Below are 19,765 nucleotides of genomic sequence, written 5' to 3'. Positions count from 1 at the left end.
AATAGTAATAAGGGGGAAGTTATGGGGTTTTTTAATAGGTTTTTTAAAAAAGTTGAAAAAGTAAATGAGCAAGAAGCTACTCTTCATGAATTAAGTGAAGAATTGTATGTTGAATCACCGGTAGAGGAAGCGACTAGTTACTGGGTATCAATGGCACAAAATATAATTGTTAATGCTGTAAAAGCGGCTGACAATGATGTGGAACGTGCCTTCGTGTTATTGAATTTGAAGAAAGGTGAGGCTTCATTTGATATTTTTTATCAAATAAATGGGCAATTGTATTTCTGGGATCAGCTAGAAAATGAGACGATAAGAAATAGAATTCAGAACGAGTTGTTACCGCAAGCTCCAGAAGTTTCAAATGCAGTAAATGAGCAATTTCGTGGAGCTGATCACCCTATAATTTCGTTCGCACAATTGCAGTTTGAATGGGAAACGAAAGCCTGGTTCTCACATGTAATTTGGGAAGATAGCCTTGCTGCTCAATTGCCCAAAACTCAAATTCTAAATGAATGGTTTCGTGTAATTAAAGAAGAAACGAAAAATAGACCACTGGATAGTGATGCGAAATTTTCTTGGTATCCATCAAACTCTTAAAAAATGAATACAGAGAGACAGGTTATGTTTCTAGATGATTTGTATTATTGAATAAGTATCAATAATACGTAATTCTTTTTCTATTGCCTGTTAGAATTCGTTATGTACTAAGCTACTTGTTTTCTAAACTAAAACTTATATTTCGAATTTTTAAATAGATTGTAATACATAAAAATTCGAAATATAAGTTGACACTATTTTTAATGTGTGATAAAAATGATAGTAATCAATTCGGAAAATAATATTTGGGCAATGAAAGGGTATAGTAGTGAATATCTCCCTATTTCAGAGAGCTGATGGTTGGTGTGAATCAGTATATAGATTATTCGTGAAGTTCGTCCTGGAGCATCTTTCATAAATCTCATATTTTGAGGAAATGAAAGACGGTAGTTTATACCGTTATCAAATAAAGTGGTGAAGATTTTTTCACAACTAGGGTGGTACCGCGATATTTATCGTCCCTACGTATTTACGTAGGGACGTTTTTTATTTAGGTCCTAACTTTGGTGTGGCTTCATAACTAGGGTGGTACCGCGATATTTTATCGTCCCTACGTTTTTGCGTAGGGGCGTTTTTATTTAGGTGGTTTCTTAGTGTTCTTCACAACTAGGGTGGTACCGCGATAATTTTGTCGTCCCTACGTATTTACGTAGGGGCGTTTTTTTATTATTAGGGAGGAAGTGAACGTATTAGAAAAGAGTATTGATAGAACAATATAAATACCGAATTGTAACAAAGAAAAAGAGATAGAGAGGAGATTAACAAATGAATTCACAGCAATGGACATCGAAATTAGGTTTCGTATTAGCTGCAGCAGGTTCGGCAATTGGTCTTGGGGCGATTTGGAAATTCCCATATATGGCCGGCATTGGAGGAGGCGGAGCGTTCTTCCTAATTTTCATCGGTTTCACATTATTAATTGGTTTACCGCTATTATTAGCTGAATTTGTTATTGGAAGAAGTACACAAAAAGAGGCTGTCGATGCATATAGAGAGATTGCTCCTAAAACGTTATGGCCTTGGTTAGGTAAATTAGGAATTGTAACATGTTTCATATTACTTTCTTTCTACAGTGTTGTAGGAGGCTGGATTTTATTATATTTATGGAATGCAATTACAGGTAGACTATGGGAAGGAAATGGAGCATACGAAGCTACGTTTGGTGAAATCATTTCCAATCCATATTTAGCAGTTGGATCACAGCTATTATTCATCCTTATTACTATTTTCATCGTAAGTAAAGGTGTACAAAATGGTGTTGAAAAAGTAAATAAATATTTCATGCCAGCACTATTCGTTTTATTCTTTGTATTAATCGTTCGTGCACTTACGTTAGATGGTGCTGGAGAAGGCGTTCGTTTCTTCTTACAACCTGATTTCTCACATGTAACATCAGAAGTTATTTTATACGCAATGGGGCAATCGTTCTTCTCATTATCTGTTGGGGTAGCCGTTATGGTAACGTATAGCTCATACTTACCGAAAGAAGAAAGCTTACCACGTTCAGCATTTTCTATCGTAGCCTTAACTCTTGTTATTACATTACTTGCAGGACTTGCAATTTTCCCAGTTGTGTTCGCATTTGGGATGGAACCATCTCAAGGACCAGGACTATTATTTATCGTATTGCCAGCTATTTTCAGTAAAATGGCATTCGGAAAATTATTCTTCATCGTTTTCTTATTACTATTCTTCTTCGCTACGATTACATCAGCAATTTCGATGTTAGAAATTAGTGTTGCATCGTTAACATCAAAAGGTAAAGGGAAACGTGAAAAAATGGCCTTAATCGTAGGGTTATTAATCTTCGTTGTTGGGGTACCATCAGCATTATCATTCGGTATATTAAGTGATCTGAAGATTTTCGGGAAGACAGTCTTTGATTTAGCGGACTATGCAGTAAGTAACGTATTAATGCCACTTGGTGTATTATTAGTTTCTATCTTTGTTCCTTTAAAAATGAAGAAAGATGTATTAATGAAAGAGCTAGGTGTAAGTAAAAATAAAGGTTATAAACTATTCGTATTATGGGTATTCTTACTTCGTTATATCGCACCAATTGCGATTATTATCGTATTCTTAAATGTACTTGGCATTATATAAAAAGAAAGGTAGCGTATCATACAAAGATACGCTACCTTTTTATTTTGCTCTTTTTTGCAATTCATTTACTGTTACGAACTGATAGCCCTTCTTAGATAAAGAATCTAAAATACCTTCAATCGTTTGTAAATTTTCATTAGACTCATCATACATAGAGTGCAGTAAAATGATAGAACCTGGTTTTACATTTTTATTAACGTATTTAATTTTATCAGCCGCAGATTTATAAAAAGTATCGGGCTCAAGATCCCATGTGATTGTTTCGATATTGTTTTTATTTAAATAATATGGCAGCCCTATTAACTTCTTACCGTTAGGGGGCCTAAAATCAATTTCGTCTGTAAATCCTGTTTGGCGGATTAATGAATTCGTTTTTTCTATTTCATCTTTAATAAAAGAAGGTGTTTTGAAAACCATTCTATTATGAGAATATGTATGGTTTCCAAGTTGGTGCCCAGATTGCGTGATAGCTTCTCCTAACGATAAATTTTGCTCTAATTCATTTCCAATTAAAAAGAAAGTAGCTTTAGCGTTGTATTTATCTAGTAGCGGTAATATTTGTTTTACATTGTTAGTAGGGCCATCATCAAAAGTTAAAGCAATCACTTTTTCATTTGTTTCTACGCGTTGTGTTAAATCTCCAAATAATTGAAAGCTTCTTGCGTTCATCAATTTGTATGTTCCGAATAATGCCGTGATAATAAAGAATAGTGTAACGATTGTAATGATAATTTTTTTCTTCATAATGTAACCTCACAATGATTTTTAATTCAGTTAAAAAGTATTATATCAAACTAAGTAATTTCGTGCTTTAAGAAGGGTGTGGATGCAAGGAGAAGGAATTTATCATATAATAAAATGCAAAAGGTATATTAGGAGGTGTTTATATGGCGATTATAATTCAATTGCCAGACACTGCAACGTCTCATGCAAAGCCAAGTATGGAAATGGCGATACTTTGCGTGAGGTAGACAAGTAATATACAATCGCCTATATGAGCTCGTATCATTTTTTATATTTGGCTTTGCACCTTATTGAAATGAACCATAAAAAATAAGGGGCGAGCAGAAATGAAATACGTAAAAGCTAATGCTGTTTTACCAGAGAGTTTAATTACTGAAATTCAAAAGTATATACAAGGTGAAACAATTTACATTCCGAAACAAGAAACGAAACATTATAAATGGGGTACACGATCTGGCGGAAGAAAACAACTAGATGAAAGAAATAAAGCAATTAAAGAAGCGTTTAAAAGTGGGATTGCTATTCATCAACTTGCAGAAGAATATTTTCTTTCTGGGGAAACGATTAAAAAGATTGTGTATTCTAAATAAGAGGAAAAGAGTCTGATTCATATATTACTTTGAATCAGACTCTTTTTGTTTTATGTGTATTGGATATATGAGGCGTGAACGGGCATGATAATAGAAAAAATGTGCCGTTTTTTTATTAAATGGTATACAGAGCACTTGAAAAGTAGAAAGGTGAACATATATGAATCATATTGGACAAATAACGATAGAGCTTTTAGTTGGTTTTTTTGTTCTATTAATTGCTACAAAAATATTAGGGAAAACACAAATATCTCAGCTAACGCCATTTGATTTTATTTCTGCAATCGTCCTAGGTGAGCTCGTTGGAAATTCAATATATGATCCTAAAATTAAAGTATGGTCTATTTTATATTCAGTATTTGTTTGGGTAATTTTAATTTATACTATAGAAGTGATAACACAAAAAGTAAGAGGAACAAGAAGGTTTTTTGAAGGGTATCCTTCAATTATTATTCGTAACGGAAAGATTGATCGTGAACAATTAAGCGTAAATCATTTGGATATAAACCAATTACAACAAATGCTTAGGCAACAAAAAGATATATTTTCAATCCGAGAAGTTGAATATATGATATTGGAACCGAACGGAAACATAAGCGTTCTGAAAAAAAGTAAATACGAATCTCCTACTATAAATGATTTAAGTTTAAAACATAAGCCTGTATACTTACCAATTTCATTAATTAGTGATGGAAAAGTAGTTAAGGATAATTTGAGGGAAGCGGGATTTGATGAAGGATGGCTTTATAAACAAATAAAGCAAAAAGGAATTACTAAATTTGAAGACGTATTATATGCGGAATGGAAAACAGATGATGGCTTCTTTTGTCAGGAAATGCAGCGGTAGAGAATAAGTGATATATGTAATGTTTGTTTCTAAGTTATCTTTTACATATCAAAAAACGTAATCATTGTATACAATAAAACTAGATCAACAATTTGTATGGAGTGATAAAGATGGAAGCGTTTATTAGAAGTGATCAATATAATTTTATAAAATCACAAGCTTATATTTTAGCAAACGGGCATGCAACGGCAAATGATAGAGGTGTAATTCAAGCGTTAAAATCGCTTGCGATTGAAAAGATAATACATGTATTTGAGAATTTAACGGATGAACAGAAAGAGTTAATTGATACGGTATTAACAGTTCAAAATAGAGAAGATGCAGAATCATTTTTAATGAAAATAAATCCGTATGTAATTCCGTTTCAAGAAGTTACAGCACAAACATTAAAAAAATTATTTCCTAAAGCGAAAAAGTTAAAACTTCCTGATATGGAAGAAATGGATATGAAAGAAATATCTTATTTAAGCTGGATTGATAAGGGGTCAAGCAGGAAATTTATTATAGCGAAAAATGATAAAAATAAATTTGTTGGTCTGCAAGGAACGTTCCAAAGTTTAAATAAAAAAAGCATTTGTTCGTTATGTCATGGACATGAAGAAGTAGGAATGTTTTTAGTTGAAATTAAAGGCGATGTACCAGGAACTTTCGTTAAAAAGGGAAACTACATTTGCAAAGATAGTGTAGCTTGCAATCAGAATATGAAGTCACTTGATAAATTACATGATTTTATTGAGCGATTGAAGAAATAACGAGAAAACCTCTAGTATTTAAACTGGAGGTTTTTATTTTTTGAAGAAGTAAAATAAGCTTTCTTTGTAAATGTAGATTTATAATGAAATTTGATAAAAATATCTATTATGATACAGTTGCTTATATGCAAGGAGGTAAAACATGGATTACCTTTTATCGAAAGAAAAAGTGAAGCGATGGCCCAAAGATATGATAGCGGCGGGGCGTTGTCATACAGTTGGCCTGAAATCGGATGGCACGGTAGTAGCGTAGCGGTGGGCCGGAATAAAGAAGGGGAATGTAATGTAAGTGGCTGGCGAGATATTGAAGCAGTCGCAGTGGGCAATGTTCATATGGCAACGAACACGGGTAATGCTCATACAATCGGTCTTACATGTGACAGTACTGCGGTAGCACTGGGTTGGAATAAGCATGAACAATGTGATGTAAACGATTGGCATAATATTGTAGCGGTTGCGGCAGGGTGGCGTCGTACTATTGGCCTGAAATCGGATGGCACGGTAGTAGCGGTGGGCCGAAATAAAGAAGGAGAATGCAATGTAAGCAGTTGGCAAGGTATTGTGGCAGTCACAGCGGGTGACTGGCATACAGTCGGTCTTAAATTGGACGGCACATTGACGACTGTGGGGAATAATCGATATGGTCAATGCAATGTAAGTAGCTGGCGAGGTATTGTAGCGGTCAAGGCTGGGTATCTTCATACTGTTGGTCTTAAACGAGACGGTACGGTGACAGCAGTGGGGAATGATAAACATAACCAGTGTGATGTAAGTGGCTGGCGAGATATTGTAGCAATAGCGGCTGGTACGAATCATACAATCGGACTTAAATCAAACGGTACCGTGGTGGCAGTGGGTTGGAATGAGTATGGTCAATGTAACGTAAGTGATTGGAGAGATATTGTAGCGATAGCGGCTGGTTGTGCACATACAGTCGGACTAAAATCAGACGGCACGGTGATCGCGGTAGGTAATAATGAATTTGGCCAATGCGATGTAGTTAGCTGGCGCGACATTCGGTTACCTGGCAAATAGTCAATTTACAATAAATCATTAGTAATATTATTCTATTTTAGGAGTAATTATGGAATAGGATATGTAGAAAATAATTAAACTTAAATCTGCTGAATAAGAATCTCTTTTGAAAAGGGATTCTTATTATTTTTCATAAAATGAGGGTGTAAATGGAATTTTTGAACAAATTTTATTTCAAAATTACAGTAGAAGATATAAATTAAAAAGTATAGAGGAGATAAAGGAATGCTTAAAAGGTTTTTACTTTCTTTACCGGATGTTTTACTTATATGTATCGTTCTCTACATAATGTACACAAATTCTTTTAGTTTTGGACAGATGCTAGTAATTTCCATTGCAATCGGAATTATTGGTGGTCTTGCTATTAGAATTTGTAAGGATGTATTCACGTATATAAGATGGACAATTAAACAAAGAAAAAATTGAATATGTTTAATAGTTATTAGGAGGGAATGAAATGACTAAGAAAAAGAATAGAGTGAAAAACGAGATAGTACTTTGGTTACTAACAGCAATTGTTCTGTTAATTGTATGGTACTTTTATCAAAAATAAAAACGCAACGTACTAAAAAAGCACGATGCGTTTTTATTATTTTTTTTGCCAATTTTCTTTTATAAAGTCTTCACGCCCAGATTCTTTTTGCTCAGTAGCATATTTCTCTGGATTCTTTTTATAGAAATGTTGGTGGTATTCCTCTGCTTCGTAAAAAGGTGCAGCAGGACGAATTTCAGTCACGATTGGATCTTTAAACATACCGCTTTCTGCAAGAGCTTGTTTTGATTTTTCAGCAAGCCCTTTTTGTGTTTCGTTATGATAAAAAATAGCGGTACGATAAGATGGACCACGGTCAAAAAATTGTCCGCCATCATCAGTTGGATCGATTTGTGGCCAATATAAGTCTAGTAATTTCTGATAAGGAAAAATAGAAGGATCGAATGTAATTTGAACAACTTCTAAATGTCCAGATGTTCCAGCTTTTACTTGTTCATATGTTGGGTTTTCTACATGACCTCCTGCATAGCCAGAAAGTACTTTATGAATACCAGGAAGTTCATCAAATGGTTTTACCATGCACCAAAAGCAACCGCCTGCGAAGGTTGCGAGTTCGTATGTTTTTTCGGACATTGCTGTAATCCTCCTAAATGTATATGTTTTATATAGTATTATATAAATTGTTTTATTGCGCAATAAAAAAGATTTGAAAATATATGTTTTTTACAAACAAGATCCTCCGCTCACATCAATTAATTGTCCAGTAACCCAGCGGCTGTCTGGAGAAGCAAGGAATGCAGCAGTATCGGCAATGTCTTCTACTTCACCTAAGCGATTGAAAGCGGAAATAGTAGTAGCGTACTGCTTCATCATCGGGTCGCTCAAGAGTTCTGCATTCATATCTGTTTTAATAAATCCTGGAAGTATTGCATTCACCGTTATTCCTCGTGCTCCAAGCTGTTTTGCTAGCGTAAAAGTCATTGTATTAATAGCGCCTTTAGTCATACTATATGCAACAAAATCAGGTAAAGAAATGCGGGTGGCAGCGGATGAAATATTAATAATTCGGCTATTGTCACGTAAACGTGGTAGTGCTAGTTGAATGATAAAGAATGGAGCTTTTGCATTTACTGAAACCATTCTATCAAAAAACTGTTCAGTCGTTTCTTCAATAAAAGCACCAGGACCAATGCCAGCATTGTTTATTAAAATATCAAATTGTGTTTCACCAGTGCGCTTTTGTAATTCAGTATCTAAAGCGTTATAAAGGTTTTCTACACCGTGTAAGGATTCTAGATTTGCGCCGATAGAAAAAGCTTGGCCACCATCTGATCGAATTTCATGAACAGTTTCTTCAGCGTCATCTTTTCGACTACCGTAATGAACAGCAACCAATGCACCGTCATTTGCTAAACGTTTAGCGATCGCTCGTCCAATTCCTCGGCTTGCTCCTGTAACTAACGCTACTTTCCCTTTTAACATAGTTTCCTCATCTCCTCATAAACTTTATAAGTTTTTCTTTATGTAGTAATGCAAACATACTTAAGTAATATATGAGTGTATGTAAGTAATGCATTCCAATTTTGATTTGAGAAAAAATAAATAGAATGAATTTTGATTTTTTTGAAAAAAACATATTGACAACGAAAAGAACAACGTCCTATAATACGTGTAACAAATAAAAGTTAATTAAGAATTTTCTAACTTTATATGTTGTATATGCAAAGAAGAGGAAAGTAGATGATTATGATCGTTTCAGAGAGCTACTCCAAGGCTGTGAGGGTAGTAACAATCGAATCATTGAAGATCACCTCGGAGCATCGCTTGCGAAAGGGAAACTGAGTAGAGGGCGGCGGCATCGTCTCCGGTAAAAGGACGGAGGTCTGATTGGACCTACAAAGCTTATATTTCGTGAGAAGTATAAGGAAGCTGAGTGGTAACGCGAAACTCTCGCCTCAGCAATCAAAGCTACTAAATTGTAGTAGTTGATTGCTGAGGCGAGAGTTTTTATTTTTAAAAATAGAAGAAGAGAATGCGTAGAAGAGGAGAGTAAATGATAAAGATTGTTTCAGAGAGCTGCCCCGAGGCTGTGAGGGTGGTAACAATTCACTCATTGAAAATCACCTTGGAGCACTACTTTTGAAAACTAGTAAAAAGTAGCGGGGTTGTTCCCGATAGAAAAACAAAAGTCTAATTGGACTTGCAGAGCTTATATTTCGTGAGAAGTATAAGGAAGCTGAGTGGTACCACGATTCCCTCGTCTCAGCAATGGATTGCTACAAGTATGTAAGTAATCGATTGTTGAGACGAGTATATTTTTAAGGTTTATATACTGAATATTCTGTTAAAAATACTCATCTCAGCAATCGATGTAGAAATAGATTGCAAAAAATAGAGAAAAAAAGAGGAGCGATGTGAGATGGGAAACCAGTACATTTACATGAATGGGGAATTTGTAGAAAAAGAAAAGGCAGTTGTTTCAGTATATGATCACGGTTTTTTATACGGAGACGGTGTATTTGAAGGGATTCGTAGTTACGGAGGAAATGTATTTTGTTTAAAAGAACATGTGAAACGATTGTATGAATCAGCGAAATCTATTTTACTAACAATTCCAATGACGGTAGAAGAAATGGAAGAAGCAGTTTTACATACACTCCAAAAAAACGAATATACTGATGCTTACATTCGCTTAATTGTCTCAAGAGGAAAAGGTGACTTAGGGCTCGATCCGAGAAGTTGTGTGAAGCCGAGCGTAATTATCATTGCAGAACAATTAAAGTTATTCCCACAAGAATTTTATGATAATGGGCTAAGCGTTGTATCTGTTGCATCAAGACGTAATACGCCAGATGCGTTAGATCCACGTATTAAGTCAATGAATTATTTAAATAACGTACTTGTAAAAATTGAAGCAGCACAAGCAGGAGTGTTAGAGGCTCTTATGTTAAATCAACAAGGATATGTTTGTGAAGGTTCTGGTGATAATGTTTTCGTTGTGAAAGATGGAAAAGTATTAACCCCGCCATCCTATTTAGGAGCATTAGAAGGTATTACGAGAAATAGTGTTATCGAGCTATGTGAGCGACTGAGTATTCCGTGTGAGGAAAGACCGTTCACTCGCCATGATGTATATGTAGCGGATGAAGTATTTTTAACAGGAACAGCAGCGGAGTTAATTCCAGTTGTAAAAGTTGATTCCAGAGAAATTGGAGATGGGAAACCAGGAAGTGTAACGAAACAATTGACCGAAGAATTTAAAAAATTAACGAGAGAAAGAGGAGTACGTGTTCCCGGGCTGACGGAAAGCTTAGCATAAATAAGGAGAGGAGTTAATGGAAATGAAGCAGCAGTATACAGCGTATGAGAAGTTACAGTATGAAGAAATGACAGGCGCTGGGCACGTGATTCAATGTTTGAAGAAATTGGGTGTAACGACCGTTTTCGGCTATCCAGGCGGAGCGATTTTACCAGTATACGATGCGTTATACGAAAGTGGTTTGAAACATGTTTTAACTCGTCATGAGCAAGCTGCCATTCATGCGGCTGAAGGATATGCGAGAGCTTCTGGAAAGGTCGGGGTAGTCTTTGCTACCTCTGGCCCAGGGGCGACAAATTTAGTTACGGGCTTAGCAGACGCTTATATGGATTCGATTCCTTTAGTTGTCATTACCGGGCAAGTTGCAACGCCTTTAATTGGTAAAGATGGATTTCAAGAAGCGGATGTTGTCGGAATTACAGTACCTGTTACGAAGCATAATTACCAGGTTCGTGATGTGAATCATGTATCACGAATTGTGCAAGAAGCTTTTTATATCGCCAAAAGCGGGCGCCCGGGACCAGTATTAATTGATATTCCAAAAGATGTTCAAAATGCAAAAGTCACCAGTTTCTTTAATGAAGAAGTTGATATTCCGGGGTACAAACCAGAATTTGTACCAGACAGCATGAAACTTAGAGAGGTGGCTAAAGCAATTTCAAAATCTAAGCGTCCACTTCTTTATATTGGAGGAGGTGTCATTCATTCAGGTGGATCCGATGAACTCTTCGAATTCGCAAGGGAGAACCGTATTCCAGTCGTTTCAACTTTAATGGGACTTGGTGCATATCCACCGGATGATTCATTGTTTCTAGGGATGCTTGGTATGCATGGGACATACGCTGCTAATATGGCGGTAACAGAATGTGATTTACTACTTGCATTAGGTGTTCGCTTCGATGATCGTGTAACAGGAAAATTAGAACTTTTTTCTCCAAACTCGAAAAAAGTACATATTGATATTGATTCTTCTGAGTTTCATAAAAATGTAACTGTAGAACATCCGATTGTTGGTGATGTAAAAAAAGCGTTACACATGCTGTTACATATGTCTATTTATACACAAACAGACGAATGGCTTCAGAAAGTAAAGACATGGAAAGAAGAATATCCACTTTCTTATAAGCAAAAAGAATCTGAGTTAAAACCACAGCATGTGATCAACTTAGTAAGTGAATTAACGAATGGTGAAGCGATTGTCACAACAGAAGTAGGTCAGCATCAAATGTGGGCTGCTCACTTCTATAAAGCAAGAAAACCTCGGACGTTCCTTACCTCTGGAGGATTAGGAACGATGGGGTTTGGTTTTCCAGCAGCAATTGGTGCTAAGCTAGCTAAAAAAGAAGAACTTGTCATTTGTATTGCAGGTGACGCTTCTTTTCAAATGAACATTCAAGAACTACAAACAATTGCTGAAAATAACATCCCTGTAAAAGTATTTATCATAAATAACAAATTTTTAGGGATGGTAAGGCAATGGCAAGAAATGTTTTATGAAAATCGTTTATCAGAATCAAAAATTGGATCACCAGATTTTGTGAAAGTAGCAGAAGCTTATGGAGTAAAGGGATTAAGAGCAACAAATTCAACCGAGGCAAAACAAGTGATGTTAGAAGCATTTGCTTATGAAGGTCCTGTCGTAGTTGATTTTTGTGTAGAAGAAGGTGAAAACGTATTTCCGATGGTTCCGCCAAACAAAGGGAATAACGAAATGATTATGAAGAGGTGGGAAGAATGAGTCATACTTTTTCACTCGTTATTCATAACGAGCCAAGCGTCTTATTACGTATAAGTGGGATTTTTGCTCGGCGTGGTTATTATATTTCTTCTTTACATTTAAAAGAAAGAGATACTAGTGGTGTTTCTGAAATGAAACTCACAGCAGTTTGTACTGAAAATGAAGCGACATTACTTGTTAGTCAGTTGAAAAAATTAATTGATGTTCTGCAAGTAAATAAATTATAAGGAGTGTATGGAATATGAAAACATATTATGAAAAAGATGCAAATGTAGAGTTATTACAAGGAAAAACTGTTGCAGTAGTTGGTTATGGATCACAAGGTCATGCGCAAGCACAAAATTTACGTGATTCTGGTGTAGAGGTTGTAGTTGGTGTTCGTCCTGGTAAGTCGTATGAAGTAGCGAAAGCGGATGGATTTGAAGTAATGTCTGTTTCAGAAGCGGTTCGAACCGCACAAGTTGTACAAATGTTATTGCCAGATGAACAGCAAGCTCATGTGTATAAAGCAGAGGTAGAAGAGAATCTTCGTGAAGGACAAATGTTACTTTTCTCACATGGATTTAACATTCACTTCGGACAAATTAATCCGCCAAGTTACGTAGATGTAGCGATGGTCGCGCCAAAAAGTCCAGGTCATCTCGTTCGCCGTGTATTTCAAGAAGGAAATGGTGTTCCAGCATTAGTCGCAGTGCATCAAGATGCGACGGGAACAGCGCTACATGTAGCACTGGCGTATGCAAAAGGTGTAGGGTGTACACGTGCGGGGGTAATTGAAACGACATTCCAAGAAGAAACCGAAACGGATTTATTCGGTGAGCAAGCTGTACTTTGCGGCGGGGTAACTGCACTTGTGAAGGCCGGGTTCGAAACGTTAACGGAAGGTGGATATCGTCCTGAAATTGCATATTTTGAATGTTTGCATGAATTAAAGCTAATTGTTGACTTAATGTACGAAGGTGGATTGACGACTATGCGCCATTCTATTTCAGATACGGCAGAGTTTGGAGATTATGTAACAGGATCGAGAATTGTTACAGATGAAACGAAGAAGGAAATGAAGCGTGTTCTGACAGAAATTCAGCAAGGTGAATTTGCGAAGAAATGGATTTTAGAAAATCAAGCAGGGCGTCCGACGTATAACGCAATGAAAAAAGCAGAACAAAATCATCAATTAGAAAAAGTGGGAGCAGAGCTTCGTGAAATGATGAGCTGGATTCATGCACCGAAAGAATTAGTAAAGAAATAGAGTAAGAGAGTATAAATGAAAAATATGTAAGAGGGGATTTGACAAGATGAGAAGTGACATGATTAAAAAAGGTTTTGATAAAGCACCGCACCGTAGTTTATTAAAAGCAACTGGTTTGAAAGATGAAGATTTTGATAAACCTTTCATAGCGATTTGTAATTCTTTTATTGAAATTATTCCAGGGCATAAACACTTGAACGAGTTTGGGAAACTTGTAAAAGAGGCAGTTCGCGCGGCAGGTATGGTACCATTCGAATTCAATACAATTGGAGTTGACGATGGTATTGCGATGGGACATATCGGTATGCGTTATTCTCTTCCGAGTCGTGAAATTATTGCAGATTCAGTAGAAACGGTTGTAAATGCACACTGGTTTGACGGCATGATTTGTATCCCAAACTGTGACAAAATTACACCAGGTATGATGATGGCTGCACTACGTATTAATATTCCGACTGTGTTTGTTTCAGGCGGCCCGATGGCGGCTGGAAAAACGTCAAAAGGAGAAGTTGTTGATTTAAGCTCTGTTTTTGAAGGGGTAGGAGCTTATCAATCTGGGAAAATTTCAGAAGAAGAATTAAAAGATATTGAAGATCATGGCTGTCCATCTTGTGGCTCTTGTTCGGGTATGTTTACCGCGAACTCTATGAATTGTTTATGTGAAGTATTAGGTTTAGCTCTTCCTGGTAACGGGAGTATTTTAGCAATTGATCCAAGACGTGAAGAGTTAATTAAACAAGCAGCAGAGAAATTGAAAATTTTAATTGAAAGAGATATTAAGCCGCGTGATATTGTAACAGAAGAAGCAATTGACGATGCTTTTGCACTTGATATGGCGATGGGTGGATCAACGAATACAGTATTACATACGCTAGCACTCGCACAAGAGGCAGGACTAGATTATGATATGAACCGTATTGATGCAGTTTCAAGACGTGTACCTCATTTATGTAAAGTAAGTCCAGCCTCAAATTGGCATATGGAAGATATTGATCGTGCGGGCGGGATTAGTGCAATTTTGAAAGAGATGAGCCGGAAAGAAGGAGTACTTCATCTTGATCGAATAACTGCTACTGGGCAAACATTAAGAGAAAATATCGCTGAGGCAGAGATTAAAGATAAGGAGGTTATTCACTCTCTCGAAAACCCTCATAGTGAAGAGGGGGGCTTACGTATATTAAAAGGAAATCTTGCTAAAGATGGAGCGGTTATTAAAAGCGGTGCAACAGAGGTAAAGCGTTTTGAAGGGCCTTGCGTTATTTTTAATTCACAAGATGAGGCACTTGCGGGCATTATGCTTGGGAAAGTGAAAAAAGGAGATGTAGTTGTCATTCGTTATGAAGGACCAAGAGGTGGCCCTGGTATGCCAGAAATGTTAGCCCCAACATCAGCAATTGCTGGAATGGGATTAGGTGCTGAGGTTGCATTATTAACAGATGGACGTTTTTCTGGAGCTTCACGTGGAATTTCAGTAGGACATATTTCACCAGAAGCAGCAGCGGGCGGGATGATTGCACTTCTTGAACAAGGGGATATTGTATGTATTGATGTTGAAGAACGCTTGCTAGAAGTAAGGGTGAGTGATGAGGAATTAGAAAAGCGTAAAAAAGAATGGAAACGACCAGAACCAAAAGTGAAAACTGGCTGGCTTGGACGTTATGCACAAATGGTAACATCGGCGAATACAGGGGCTGTTCTGAAAATCCCACATTTTGATTGAGCCAATTTAAAAGAGATAAGGATGATATATAATGGTGCAAAAGGTAAAGGAGAGAGTGAAAATTGAAGATATCTTAATGGCCCATAATTGCATGAAAGATATCGTTATTAAAACACCGTTACAACGTGATACAGTTTTATCTGAGAAATATGATTGTGACGTTTATGTAAAACGAGAAGACTTACAATTAATTCGCTCTTTCAAAATTCGTGGTGCATACAATTTGATTCAAAGTTTACCGAAAGAAAAGTTACAAAACGGTGTTGTTTGTGCAAGTGCTGGTAATCATGCGCAAGGAGTTGCTTATACGTGTAATTTATTGAAGATTCCGTCAAAAATATTTATGCCCACAACAACACCGAAACAAAAAGTATCACAAGTACAATTTTTCGGTGGTGATTTCGCAGAGATTGTATTAGTTGGTGATACATTCGATAGCTCTTTCCAAGAAGCACAGTGTTATTGTGAAGAAAATAGAATGACATTTGTTCATCCGTTTGATGATCCGTATGTAGTTGCTGGTCAAGGGACAGTGGCAGTTGAAATTATGCATGATATGGAGAAACCGGTTGATTATATCTTTACAGCAATCGGTGGTGGTGGATTAGCATCAGGAGTTGGTACATATGTAAAAGGTGTTAGTCCTACTACAAAGGTTATTGGTGTAGAGCCAATGGGAGCTGCATCTATGAAAGAGGCTTTTCTTCAAAATGAAAATGTAGCATTGGAGAAAATAGATAGCTTTGTTGATGGGGCAGCTGTTAAAAAAGTAGGAAAGTTAACATTTGAAACTTGTAAAGATGTAATTGACGATATTATTTTAGTACCAGAGGGGAAAGTTTGTACGACGATTTTAGAACTGTATAAGAAAAATGCGATTGTAGCTGAACCGGCTGGTGCACTCTCTATTGCAGCGCTTGATTTATATAGAGATGAAATAAAAGGTAAAACAGTTGTATGTACGCTAAGTGGTGGAAATAATGATATTGATAGAATGCAAGAAATGAAAGAGCGTTCGCTCATTTATGAAGGACTGAAACATTACTTTATCATTGAATTTCCGCAACGTTCAGGTGCGCTAAGAGAATTTCTTGATAAAGGATTAGGACCAGAAGATGACATTACGCGCTTTGAGTATATTAAGAAACATAATAAAGAAAATGGTCCAGCATTAGTCGGAGTAGAATTAAAACATAAAGGAGATTATGAGCAATTAATTACTCGCTTTAAAGAAAATAATATTCAATTTATGGAGCTTAATAAAAACCCTGTTTTGTTTGATTTGCTTATTTAATAGAAGGGAAGAGTTAGCATCTAAATAAAAAAGATAGATACAAGCGATTGAATATAGTGCTTGTTCTATCTTTTTTATAGTTAAACTAGGTACTCATTAAATTCAAGAAGAATAAAGCTAGCTAACCAAAAGAGTATCGCAATACGAATGATTACATACATTGTAAATTCAAAAGGAGTAAGATTTCTCTCTCGCTTTATTTTTTTAAATAGTCTCACAGAATAAAAGGAACATAAAAGTAGAACTGCTATAGACATTTTATAAACGTTTTCTAACAAACTTACATTTTCTAATAAGTCTTTCAGCATGTTTATCACCTATTCTGTAAAGTATATTACAGAGAAATAGATCTTGAGCTGTCTAGTTTCGTTTGTTTTTTATTTTCCCTGTATCATCAATTTCTACATCAGTTGAAATTGTTTGTAAATATTGAAGAGCTTTTTTCTTTTCTCCCTCATTTACAGGGGAAACTTGGTTGTTGCGAATGGTATAAGGATTGAATGACATTTGGACATCCTTTCCTTTAAAAGTTAAAGTTAATACGCCAGTTTCAGCGCTTTTCCCATTCACATAACTCGGGAATAAAAAGTTACCTAATGAGTAAGCGATAGGAACTTTATTATAATACTCAAACCCTTGTAACCAATGTGGATGGCTTCCGACAATTGCGTTAGCTCCTGCTTCAACCATTTTAGGTACATATTGCTTTTGGTATTCTACCGGACGATTTGATTTTTCAACGCCCCAATGCATATAGACGATTAAATAGTCTGCATCTTGTTTTTGTTCTTTAATTGTTTTTGTTACAAGATTTAAATCATAGCCATTCGCAACGCCAGGTTTATTCTCACCAGCTACCCAATTAGAATCAGGCATAAATCGAACGAAGGAAAGAAATTTAAACTTTTTCCCTTTTACGGTCATTTCTCGTGCTGTATATGCATCTTTCGCATTTTTTCCGGCTCCAATGTAAGGGAACTTTAATTTTTCTACGTGAGAAATCGTATCTAATAATCCATCTTGCCCATAATCAAGTGTGTGGTTATTCCCAATATTTACGATGTCATATCCAGTGTTTTTAATAGCTTGTAGTGTAGATGGATCACTTTTAATCCAAAACAGTTGCCCAGGTGCTTTCTTTTCTTTCGTTGTAAATACCGACTCTAAATTCACAAAAGAAATATCAGCTTTTTTTATTTCTTCTTTTACATGTTGGAATGGGTAATCAGCCCCATTCTTTTTGATTATAGGACGTAATTGCCAATCAAACATTGTATCACCAGAGAAGGTGAGTGTGATTTCTTGGTCTTCTATTTTCTTTTCGCTTTTTGAAGCGGTTTTACTAGATTTGTTTTGCAAATCGGGTTTGTCTTTTGCTTTTGAAATAAAAGAGTAATTGATTAATAAAACAATCGGTGTAATGAAAAAAGCTATTAACAAAAATCGTTTTAGTAAAGTTTTCATATATACCTTCCCTTTTAATATTATCCCGCAATTAAATTAACACTGAATCTATTAAAGGTAATTAAAGTTACAAAAAATAGCGGGTTATGTAGCGGGAAATATTTGTTAATATTCTCAATATTAAGTTAACATATAGATAACCTGTAAATCAATGTATAAACCAAAATATAGAAATAAAGAATTCGAAGGGTGAAGAATGAGAAATGGTTATATTAGGAGCAGTTGTAAATGGGATTTGTATCATATTTGGTACTTTACTTGGTAAATTATTTAGTAGGATTCCAGAAAGTATGAAAGGGACGATAATGCACGCAATCGGTTTAGCGGTTACTGTGCTTGGGCTTCAAATGGCATTAAAAAGTGAAAACTTTCTTGTTGTCATACTGAGTTTAGTGATTGGTACGGTAATTGGAGAATGGTTACAATTAGAAGAAAAGTTAAAACATTTAGGGGATTGGCTAGAAAATAAAGTTGGATCGAAAGGGAAAGGTAGCATATCAGAAGGTTTTGTAACAGCTACTTTAATTTTTGCAATTGGCGCGATGGGGATACTTGGTGCACTTGACAGTGGGATTCGCGGAAATCATGATATTTTATTTACAAAGGCGATTATCGATGGATTTATTTCTATTATATTAACGACAACTCTAGGAATTGGCGTAGTATTTTCGGCGATTCCAGTTGTTTTATATGAAGGTGGTATTGCAGTTTTTGCAACACAAATTAATAGTTTTGTCCCGAAAGAATTAATGAACCAATTTATAGTGGAGATGACGGCTACGGGCGGCATTATGATATCTGCTATTGGATTGAACTTGCTTAGTATTATTAAAATCAAGGTGGCAAATTTACTTCCAGGTATATTGGTAGTGGGTGTAATTGTTTCAATTATTTATGGTTACGGTTTGTTAGTAAATTAGTAGAGGATGGAAACACATATGGAGGAATTTCAATTTACAAAACGTGTGCATAAAATATTGGAGATTGCAGCAAAAGAGAGTGAGTATAACATAATTCACCCAGTCCATCTGTTTATAGGTATGTGTAAAGAAGGTACAGGAGTTTGCGCTGAGTTATTTATGTATTTGTTTCACAAAGTCGGTCCAGATTTTTTAGAAAAACTTTCGTTACGAAAACAATTCGATTTACATAATCAAGAATATAAAAAAATAGGGCAATATAAACTATCTTATAAGGCGATAGAAATTTTACAAATAGCGAAGAAACGTATGAAACGCTTTCAGCAAGTAGTAGTAAATGAAGGACATGTTATGTATGCATTATTTCGTGTAGATACAAATATTGGTGGATTTATACATACACAAATGCAAAAAGATATATTACGTATTACAGCTGCACCGAGAGACTTAGCGGTTGATTTAAATAGTTTTAAATCTATTTATAATACATTATTTTGTCATGTAAGAAGAGTTAGTCCTTCTGATTTTGATAAGTTATCACGATTTGTAGTGGATGAATTTGGTGAACGGTGGTTACAGTCGGTTGATTATGGATTTCGGACATATAACGAAAAGTTACCTATCTATATTGCACAGCAGGAGGAAGTAATAGTTGGTTTCGCCTGTTACGATGTAGTGAGAGGAAAGAAAGGCTTGTTTGGTCCAATGGGCATAGCGAAACAAAATCGTGTGAAAGGTGTAGGAAAAGAATTATTGCATCATTGTTTATATAATATGAAGCAAGATGGATATGAATATGCGATTATTGGACAAGCAGGTCCCATTGAGTTTTACGAGAGAAATTGTAATGCTCGTTTAATACCGATAGATAATAAGTAACCAACTTCATATAGAGGAGTT

The 19,765-nt window shown here is 35.8% G+C and carries 19 protein-coding genes, 1 pseudogene and 2 other annotated features; of the genes and pseudogenes, 15 read left to right on the top strand and 5 right to left on the bottom strand.

What is annotated here, in order from left to right:
• Positions 1–21 precede the first annotated feature (21 nt).
• Together ACUN13_RS06605 and ACUN13_RS06600 are read left to right on the top strand one after the other, a co-directional pair.
• Positions 22–597, top strand: coding sequence for a hypothetical protein (locus tag ACUN13_RS06605; protein ID WP_000505546.1), 576 nt, complete (start codon positions 22–24; stop codon positions 595–597).
• Between the two features lie 243 nt (positions 598–840).
• Positions 841–1,063: a binding site (T-box leader), on the top strand.
• 299 nt (positions 1,064–1,362) lie between these two features.
• Complete coding sequence (locus ACUN13_RS06600; protein WP_445423732.1) at positions 1,363–2,700, top strand: sodium-dependent transporter; 1,338 nt, start codon at positions 1,363–1,365, stop codon at positions 2,698–2,700.
• Positions 2,701–2,739: 39 nt separating this feature from the next.
• Here the strand turns inward: ACUN13_RS06600 and ACUN13_RS06595 are convergent, their stop codons facing one another.
• Positions 2,740–3,444 (bottom strand): polysaccharide deacetylase family protein, encoded by a 705-nt coding sequence (locus tag ACUN13_RS06595; RefSeq protein ID WP_000726860.1) that lies wholly within the window; start codon positions 3,442–3,444, stop codon positions 2,740–2,742.
• 326 nt (positions 3,445–3,770) lie between these two features.
• On the opposite strand from ACUN13_RS06595, the gene ACUN13_RS06590 reads away from it, so the two are divergent.
• From ACUN13_RS06590 to ACUN13_RS06570, 5 genes and pseudogenes are all read left to right on the top strand, one after another.
• Positions 3,771–4,034 (top strand): CD3324 family protein, encoded by a 264-nt coding sequence (locus ACUN13_RS06590; protein ID WP_000878325.1) that lies wholly within the window; start codon positions 3,771–3,773, stop codon positions 4,032–4,034.
• A gap of 160 nt (positions 4,035–4,194) precedes the next feature.
• On the top strand, positions 4,195–4,881 hold the full coding sequence (locus tag ACUN13_RS06585; protein ID WP_001015543.1) for a DUF421 domain-containing protein: 687 nt from the start codon (positions 4,195–4,197) through the stop codon (positions 4,879–4,881).
• A gap of 110 nt (positions 4,882–4,991) precedes the next feature.
• Complete coding sequence (locus tag ACUN13_RS06580; protein WP_000387075.1) at positions 4,992–5,633, top strand: FusB/FusC family EF-G-binding protein; 642 nt, start codon at positions 4,992–4,994, stop codon at positions 5,631–5,633.
• A 142-nt stretch (positions 5,634–5,775) separates the two neighbouring features.
• Positions 5,776–6,668 (top strand): annotated as a pseudogene (locus ACUN13_RS06575) (RCC1 domain-containing protein).
• A 225-nt stretch (positions 6,669–6,893) separates the two neighbouring features.
• On the top strand, positions 6,894–7,094 hold the full coding sequence (locus tag ACUN13_RS06570; protein ID WP_000919314.1) for a hypothetical protein: 201 nt from the start codon (positions 6,894–6,896) through the stop codon (positions 7,092–7,094).
• Between the two features lie 163 nt (positions 7,095–7,257).
• Here the strand turns inward: ACUN13_RS06570 and msrA are convergent, their stop codons facing one another.
• On the bottom strand, positions 7,258–7,794 hold the full coding sequence (gene msrA, locus ACUN13_RS06565) for a peptide-methionine (S)-S-oxide reductase MsrA (RefSeq protein WP_001291883.1): 537 nt from the start codon (positions 7,792–7,794) through the stop codon (positions 7,258–7,260).
• 90 nt (positions 7,795–7,884) lie between these two features.
• Entirely contained in the window at positions 7,885–8,643 is a 759-nt protein-coding gene (locus ACUN13_RS06560; protein ID WP_000911822.1) for an SDR family oxidoreductase, read from the bottom strand.
• A gap of 546 nt (positions 8,644–9,189) precedes the next feature.
• Positions 9,190–9,429, top strand: a binding site (T-box leader).
• A gap of 151 nt (positions 9,430–9,580) precedes the next feature.
• On the opposite strand from ACUN13_RS06560, the gene ilvE reads away from it, so the two are divergent.
• From ilvE to ilvA, 6 genes are read left to right on the top strand one after another with little or no spacing between them, the layout of a single operon-like run.
• Complete coding sequence (ilvE, locus tag ACUN13_RS06555; protein WP_000528161.1) at positions 9,581–10,480, top strand: branched-chain-amino-acid transaminase; 900 nt, start codon at positions 9,581–9,583, stop codon at positions 10,478–10,480.
• A gap of 22 nt (positions 10,481–10,502) precedes the next feature.
• Positions 10,503–12,218 (top strand): acetolactate synthase large subunit, encoded by a 1,716-nt coding sequence (gene ilvB, locus ACUN13_RS06550; protein WP_048538220.1) that lies wholly within the window; start codon positions 10,503–10,505, stop codon positions 12,216–12,218.
• The gene (locus tag ACUN13_RS06545) at positions 12,215–12,445 is read left to right on the top strand and encodes an ACT domain-containing protein (protein WP_000019909.1); all 231 of its coding nucleotides are present in this window, start codon (positions 12,215–12,217) and stop codon (positions 12,443–12,445) included. Before ilvB ends, ACUN13_RS06545 begins: the two co-directional genes overlap by 4 nt.
• Positions 12,446–12,459: 14 nt before the next feature.
• Positions 12,460–13,467, top strand: coding sequence for a ketol-acid reductoisomerase (gene ilvC, locus ACUN13_RS06540; RefSeq protein WP_000861143.1), 1,008 nt, complete (start codon positions 12,460–12,462; stop codon positions 13,465–13,467).
• Positions 13,468–13,513: 46 nt separating this feature from the next.
• Positions 13,514–15,187, top strand: a complete 1,674-nt coding sequence (gene ilvD, locus ACUN13_RS06535; RefSeq protein ID WP_001255814.1) for a dihydroxy-acid dehydratase — start codon at positions 13,514–13,516, stop codon at positions 15,185–15,187.
• 31 nt (positions 15,188–15,218) lie between these two features.
• Positions 15,219–16,481 carry a threonine ammonia-lyase IlvA gene (gene ilvA, locus ACUN13_RS06530; RefSeq protein WP_000250328.1) on the top strand — a complete coding sequence of 421 codons (1,263 nt, stop codon included), beginning with the start codon at positions 15,219–15,221 and terminating at the stop codon, positions 16,479–16,481.
• Between the two features lie 80 nt (positions 16,482–16,561).
• Here the strand turns inward: ilvA and ACUN13_RS06525 are convergent, their stop codons facing one another.
• Positions 16,562–16,789, bottom strand: a complete 228-nt coding sequence (locus ACUN13_RS06525) for a hypothetical protein (protein WP_000910233.1) — start codon at positions 16,787–16,789, stop codon at positions 16,562–16,564.
• Positions 16,790–16,841: 52 nt separating this feature from the next.
• A complete protein-coding gene (locus ACUN13_RS06520; RefSeq protein ID WP_074555504.1) occupies positions 16,842–17,945 on the bottom strand; it encodes a CapA family protein in 1,104 nt (367 codons plus the stop codon).
• A gap of 203 nt (positions 17,946–18,148) precedes the next feature.
• Here ACUN13_RS06520 and ACUN13_RS06515 point away from each other — a divergent pair, with 203 nt between their 5' ends.
• Positions 18,149–18,865 (top strand): DUF554 domain-containing protein, encoded by a 717-nt coding sequence (locus tag ACUN13_RS06515; protein WP_000236030.1) that lies wholly within the window; start codon positions 18,149–18,151, stop codon positions 18,863–18,865.
• Between the two features lie 18 nt (positions 18,866–18,883).
• Positions 18,884–19,744, top strand: a complete 861-nt coding sequence (locus ACUN13_RS06510) for a GNAT family N-acetyltransferase (RefSeq protein ID WP_088346090.1) — start codon at positions 18,884–18,886, stop codon at positions 19,742–19,744.
• The last annotated feature ends 21 nt before the right edge of the window (positions 19,745–19,765 follow it).

The sequence above is a fragment of the Bacillus cereus group sp. Bce041 genome, assembly GCF_052646455.1.
Note: the sequence above shows the minus strand (reverse complement) of the source record. Positions and strands in the feature narration are given on the sequence as shown.

What these genes read in the sequence shown, in the direction of transcription:
- ACUN13_RS06605 (WP_000505546.1), top strand. Translation starts at nt 22, where the DNA reads ATGGGGTTTTTTAATAGGTTTTTTAAAAAAGTTGAAAAAGTAAATGAG.
- ACUN13_RS06600 (WP_445423732.1), top strand. Translation starts at nt 1,363, where the DNA reads ATGAATTCACAGCAATGGACATCGAAATTAGGTTTCGTATTAGCTGCA.
- ACUN13_RS06595 (WP_000726860.1), bottom strand. Translation starts at nt 3,444, where the DNA reads ATGAAGAAAAAAATTATCATTACAATCGTTACACTATTCTTTATTATC.
- ACUN13_RS06590 (WP_000878325.1), top strand. Translation starts at nt 3,771, where the DNA reads ATGAAATACGTAAAAGCTAATGCTGTTTTACCAGAGAGTTTAATTACT.
- ACUN13_RS06585 (WP_001015543.1), top strand. Translation starts at nt 4,195, where the DNA reads ATGAATCATATTGGACAAATAACGATAGAGCTTTTAGTTGGTTTTTTT.
- ACUN13_RS06580 (WP_000387075.1), top strand. Translation starts at nt 4,992, where the DNA reads ATGGAAGCGTTTATTAGAAGTGATCAATATAATTTTATAAAATCACAA.
- ACUN13_RS06570 (WP_000919314.1), top strand. Translation starts at nt 6,894, where the DNA reads ATGCTTAAAAGGTTTTTACTTTCTTTACCGGATGTTTTACTTATATGT.
- msrA (WP_001291883.1), bottom strand. Translation starts at nt 7,794, where the DNA reads ATGTCCGAAAAAACATACGAACTCGCAACCTTCGCAGGCGGTTGCTTT.
- ACUN13_RS06560 (WP_000911822.1), bottom strand. Translation starts at nt 8,643, where the DNA reads ATGTTAAAAGGGAAAGTAGCGTTAGTTACAGGAGCAAGCCGAGGAATT.
- ilvE (WP_000528161.1), top strand. Translation starts at nt 9,581, where the DNA reads ATGGGAAACCAGTACATTTACATGAATGGGGAATTTGTAGAAAAAGAA.
- ilvB (WP_048538220.1), top strand. Translation starts at nt 10,503, where the DNA reads ATGAAGCAGCAGTATACAGCGTATGAGAAGTTACAGTATGAAGAAATG.
- ACUN13_RS06545 (WP_000019909.1), top strand. Translation starts at nt 12,215, where the DNA reads ATGAGTCATACTTTTTCACTCGTTATTCATAACGAGCCAAGCGTCTTA.
- ilvC (WP_000861143.1), top strand. Translation starts at nt 12,460, where the DNA reads ATGAAAACATATTATGAAAAAGATGCAAATGTAGAGTTATTACAAGGA.
- ilvD (WP_001255814.1), top strand. Translation starts at nt 13,514, where the DNA reads ATGAGAAGTGACATGATTAAAAAAGGTTTTGATAAAGCACCGCACCGT.
- ilvA (WP_000250328.1), top strand. Translation starts at nt 15,219, where the DNA reads ATGGTGCAAAAGGTAAAGGAGAGAGTGAAAATTGAAGATATCTTAATG.
- ACUN13_RS06525 (WP_000910233.1), bottom strand. Translation starts at nt 16,789, where the DNA reads ATGCTGAAAGACTTATTAGAAAATGTAAGTTTGTTAGAAAACGTTTAT.
- ACUN13_RS06520 (WP_074555504.1), bottom strand. Translation starts at nt 17,945, where the DNA reads ATGAAAACTTTACTAAAACGATTTTTGTTAATAGCTTTTTTCATTACA.
- ACUN13_RS06515 (WP_000236030.1), top strand. Translation starts at nt 18,149, where the DNA reads ATGGTTATATTAGGAGCAGTTGTAAATGGGATTTGTATCATATTTGGT.
- ACUN13_RS06510 (WP_088346090.1), top strand. Translation starts at nt 18,884, where the DNA reads ATGGAGGAATTTCAATTTACAAAACGTGTGCATAAAATATTGGAGATT.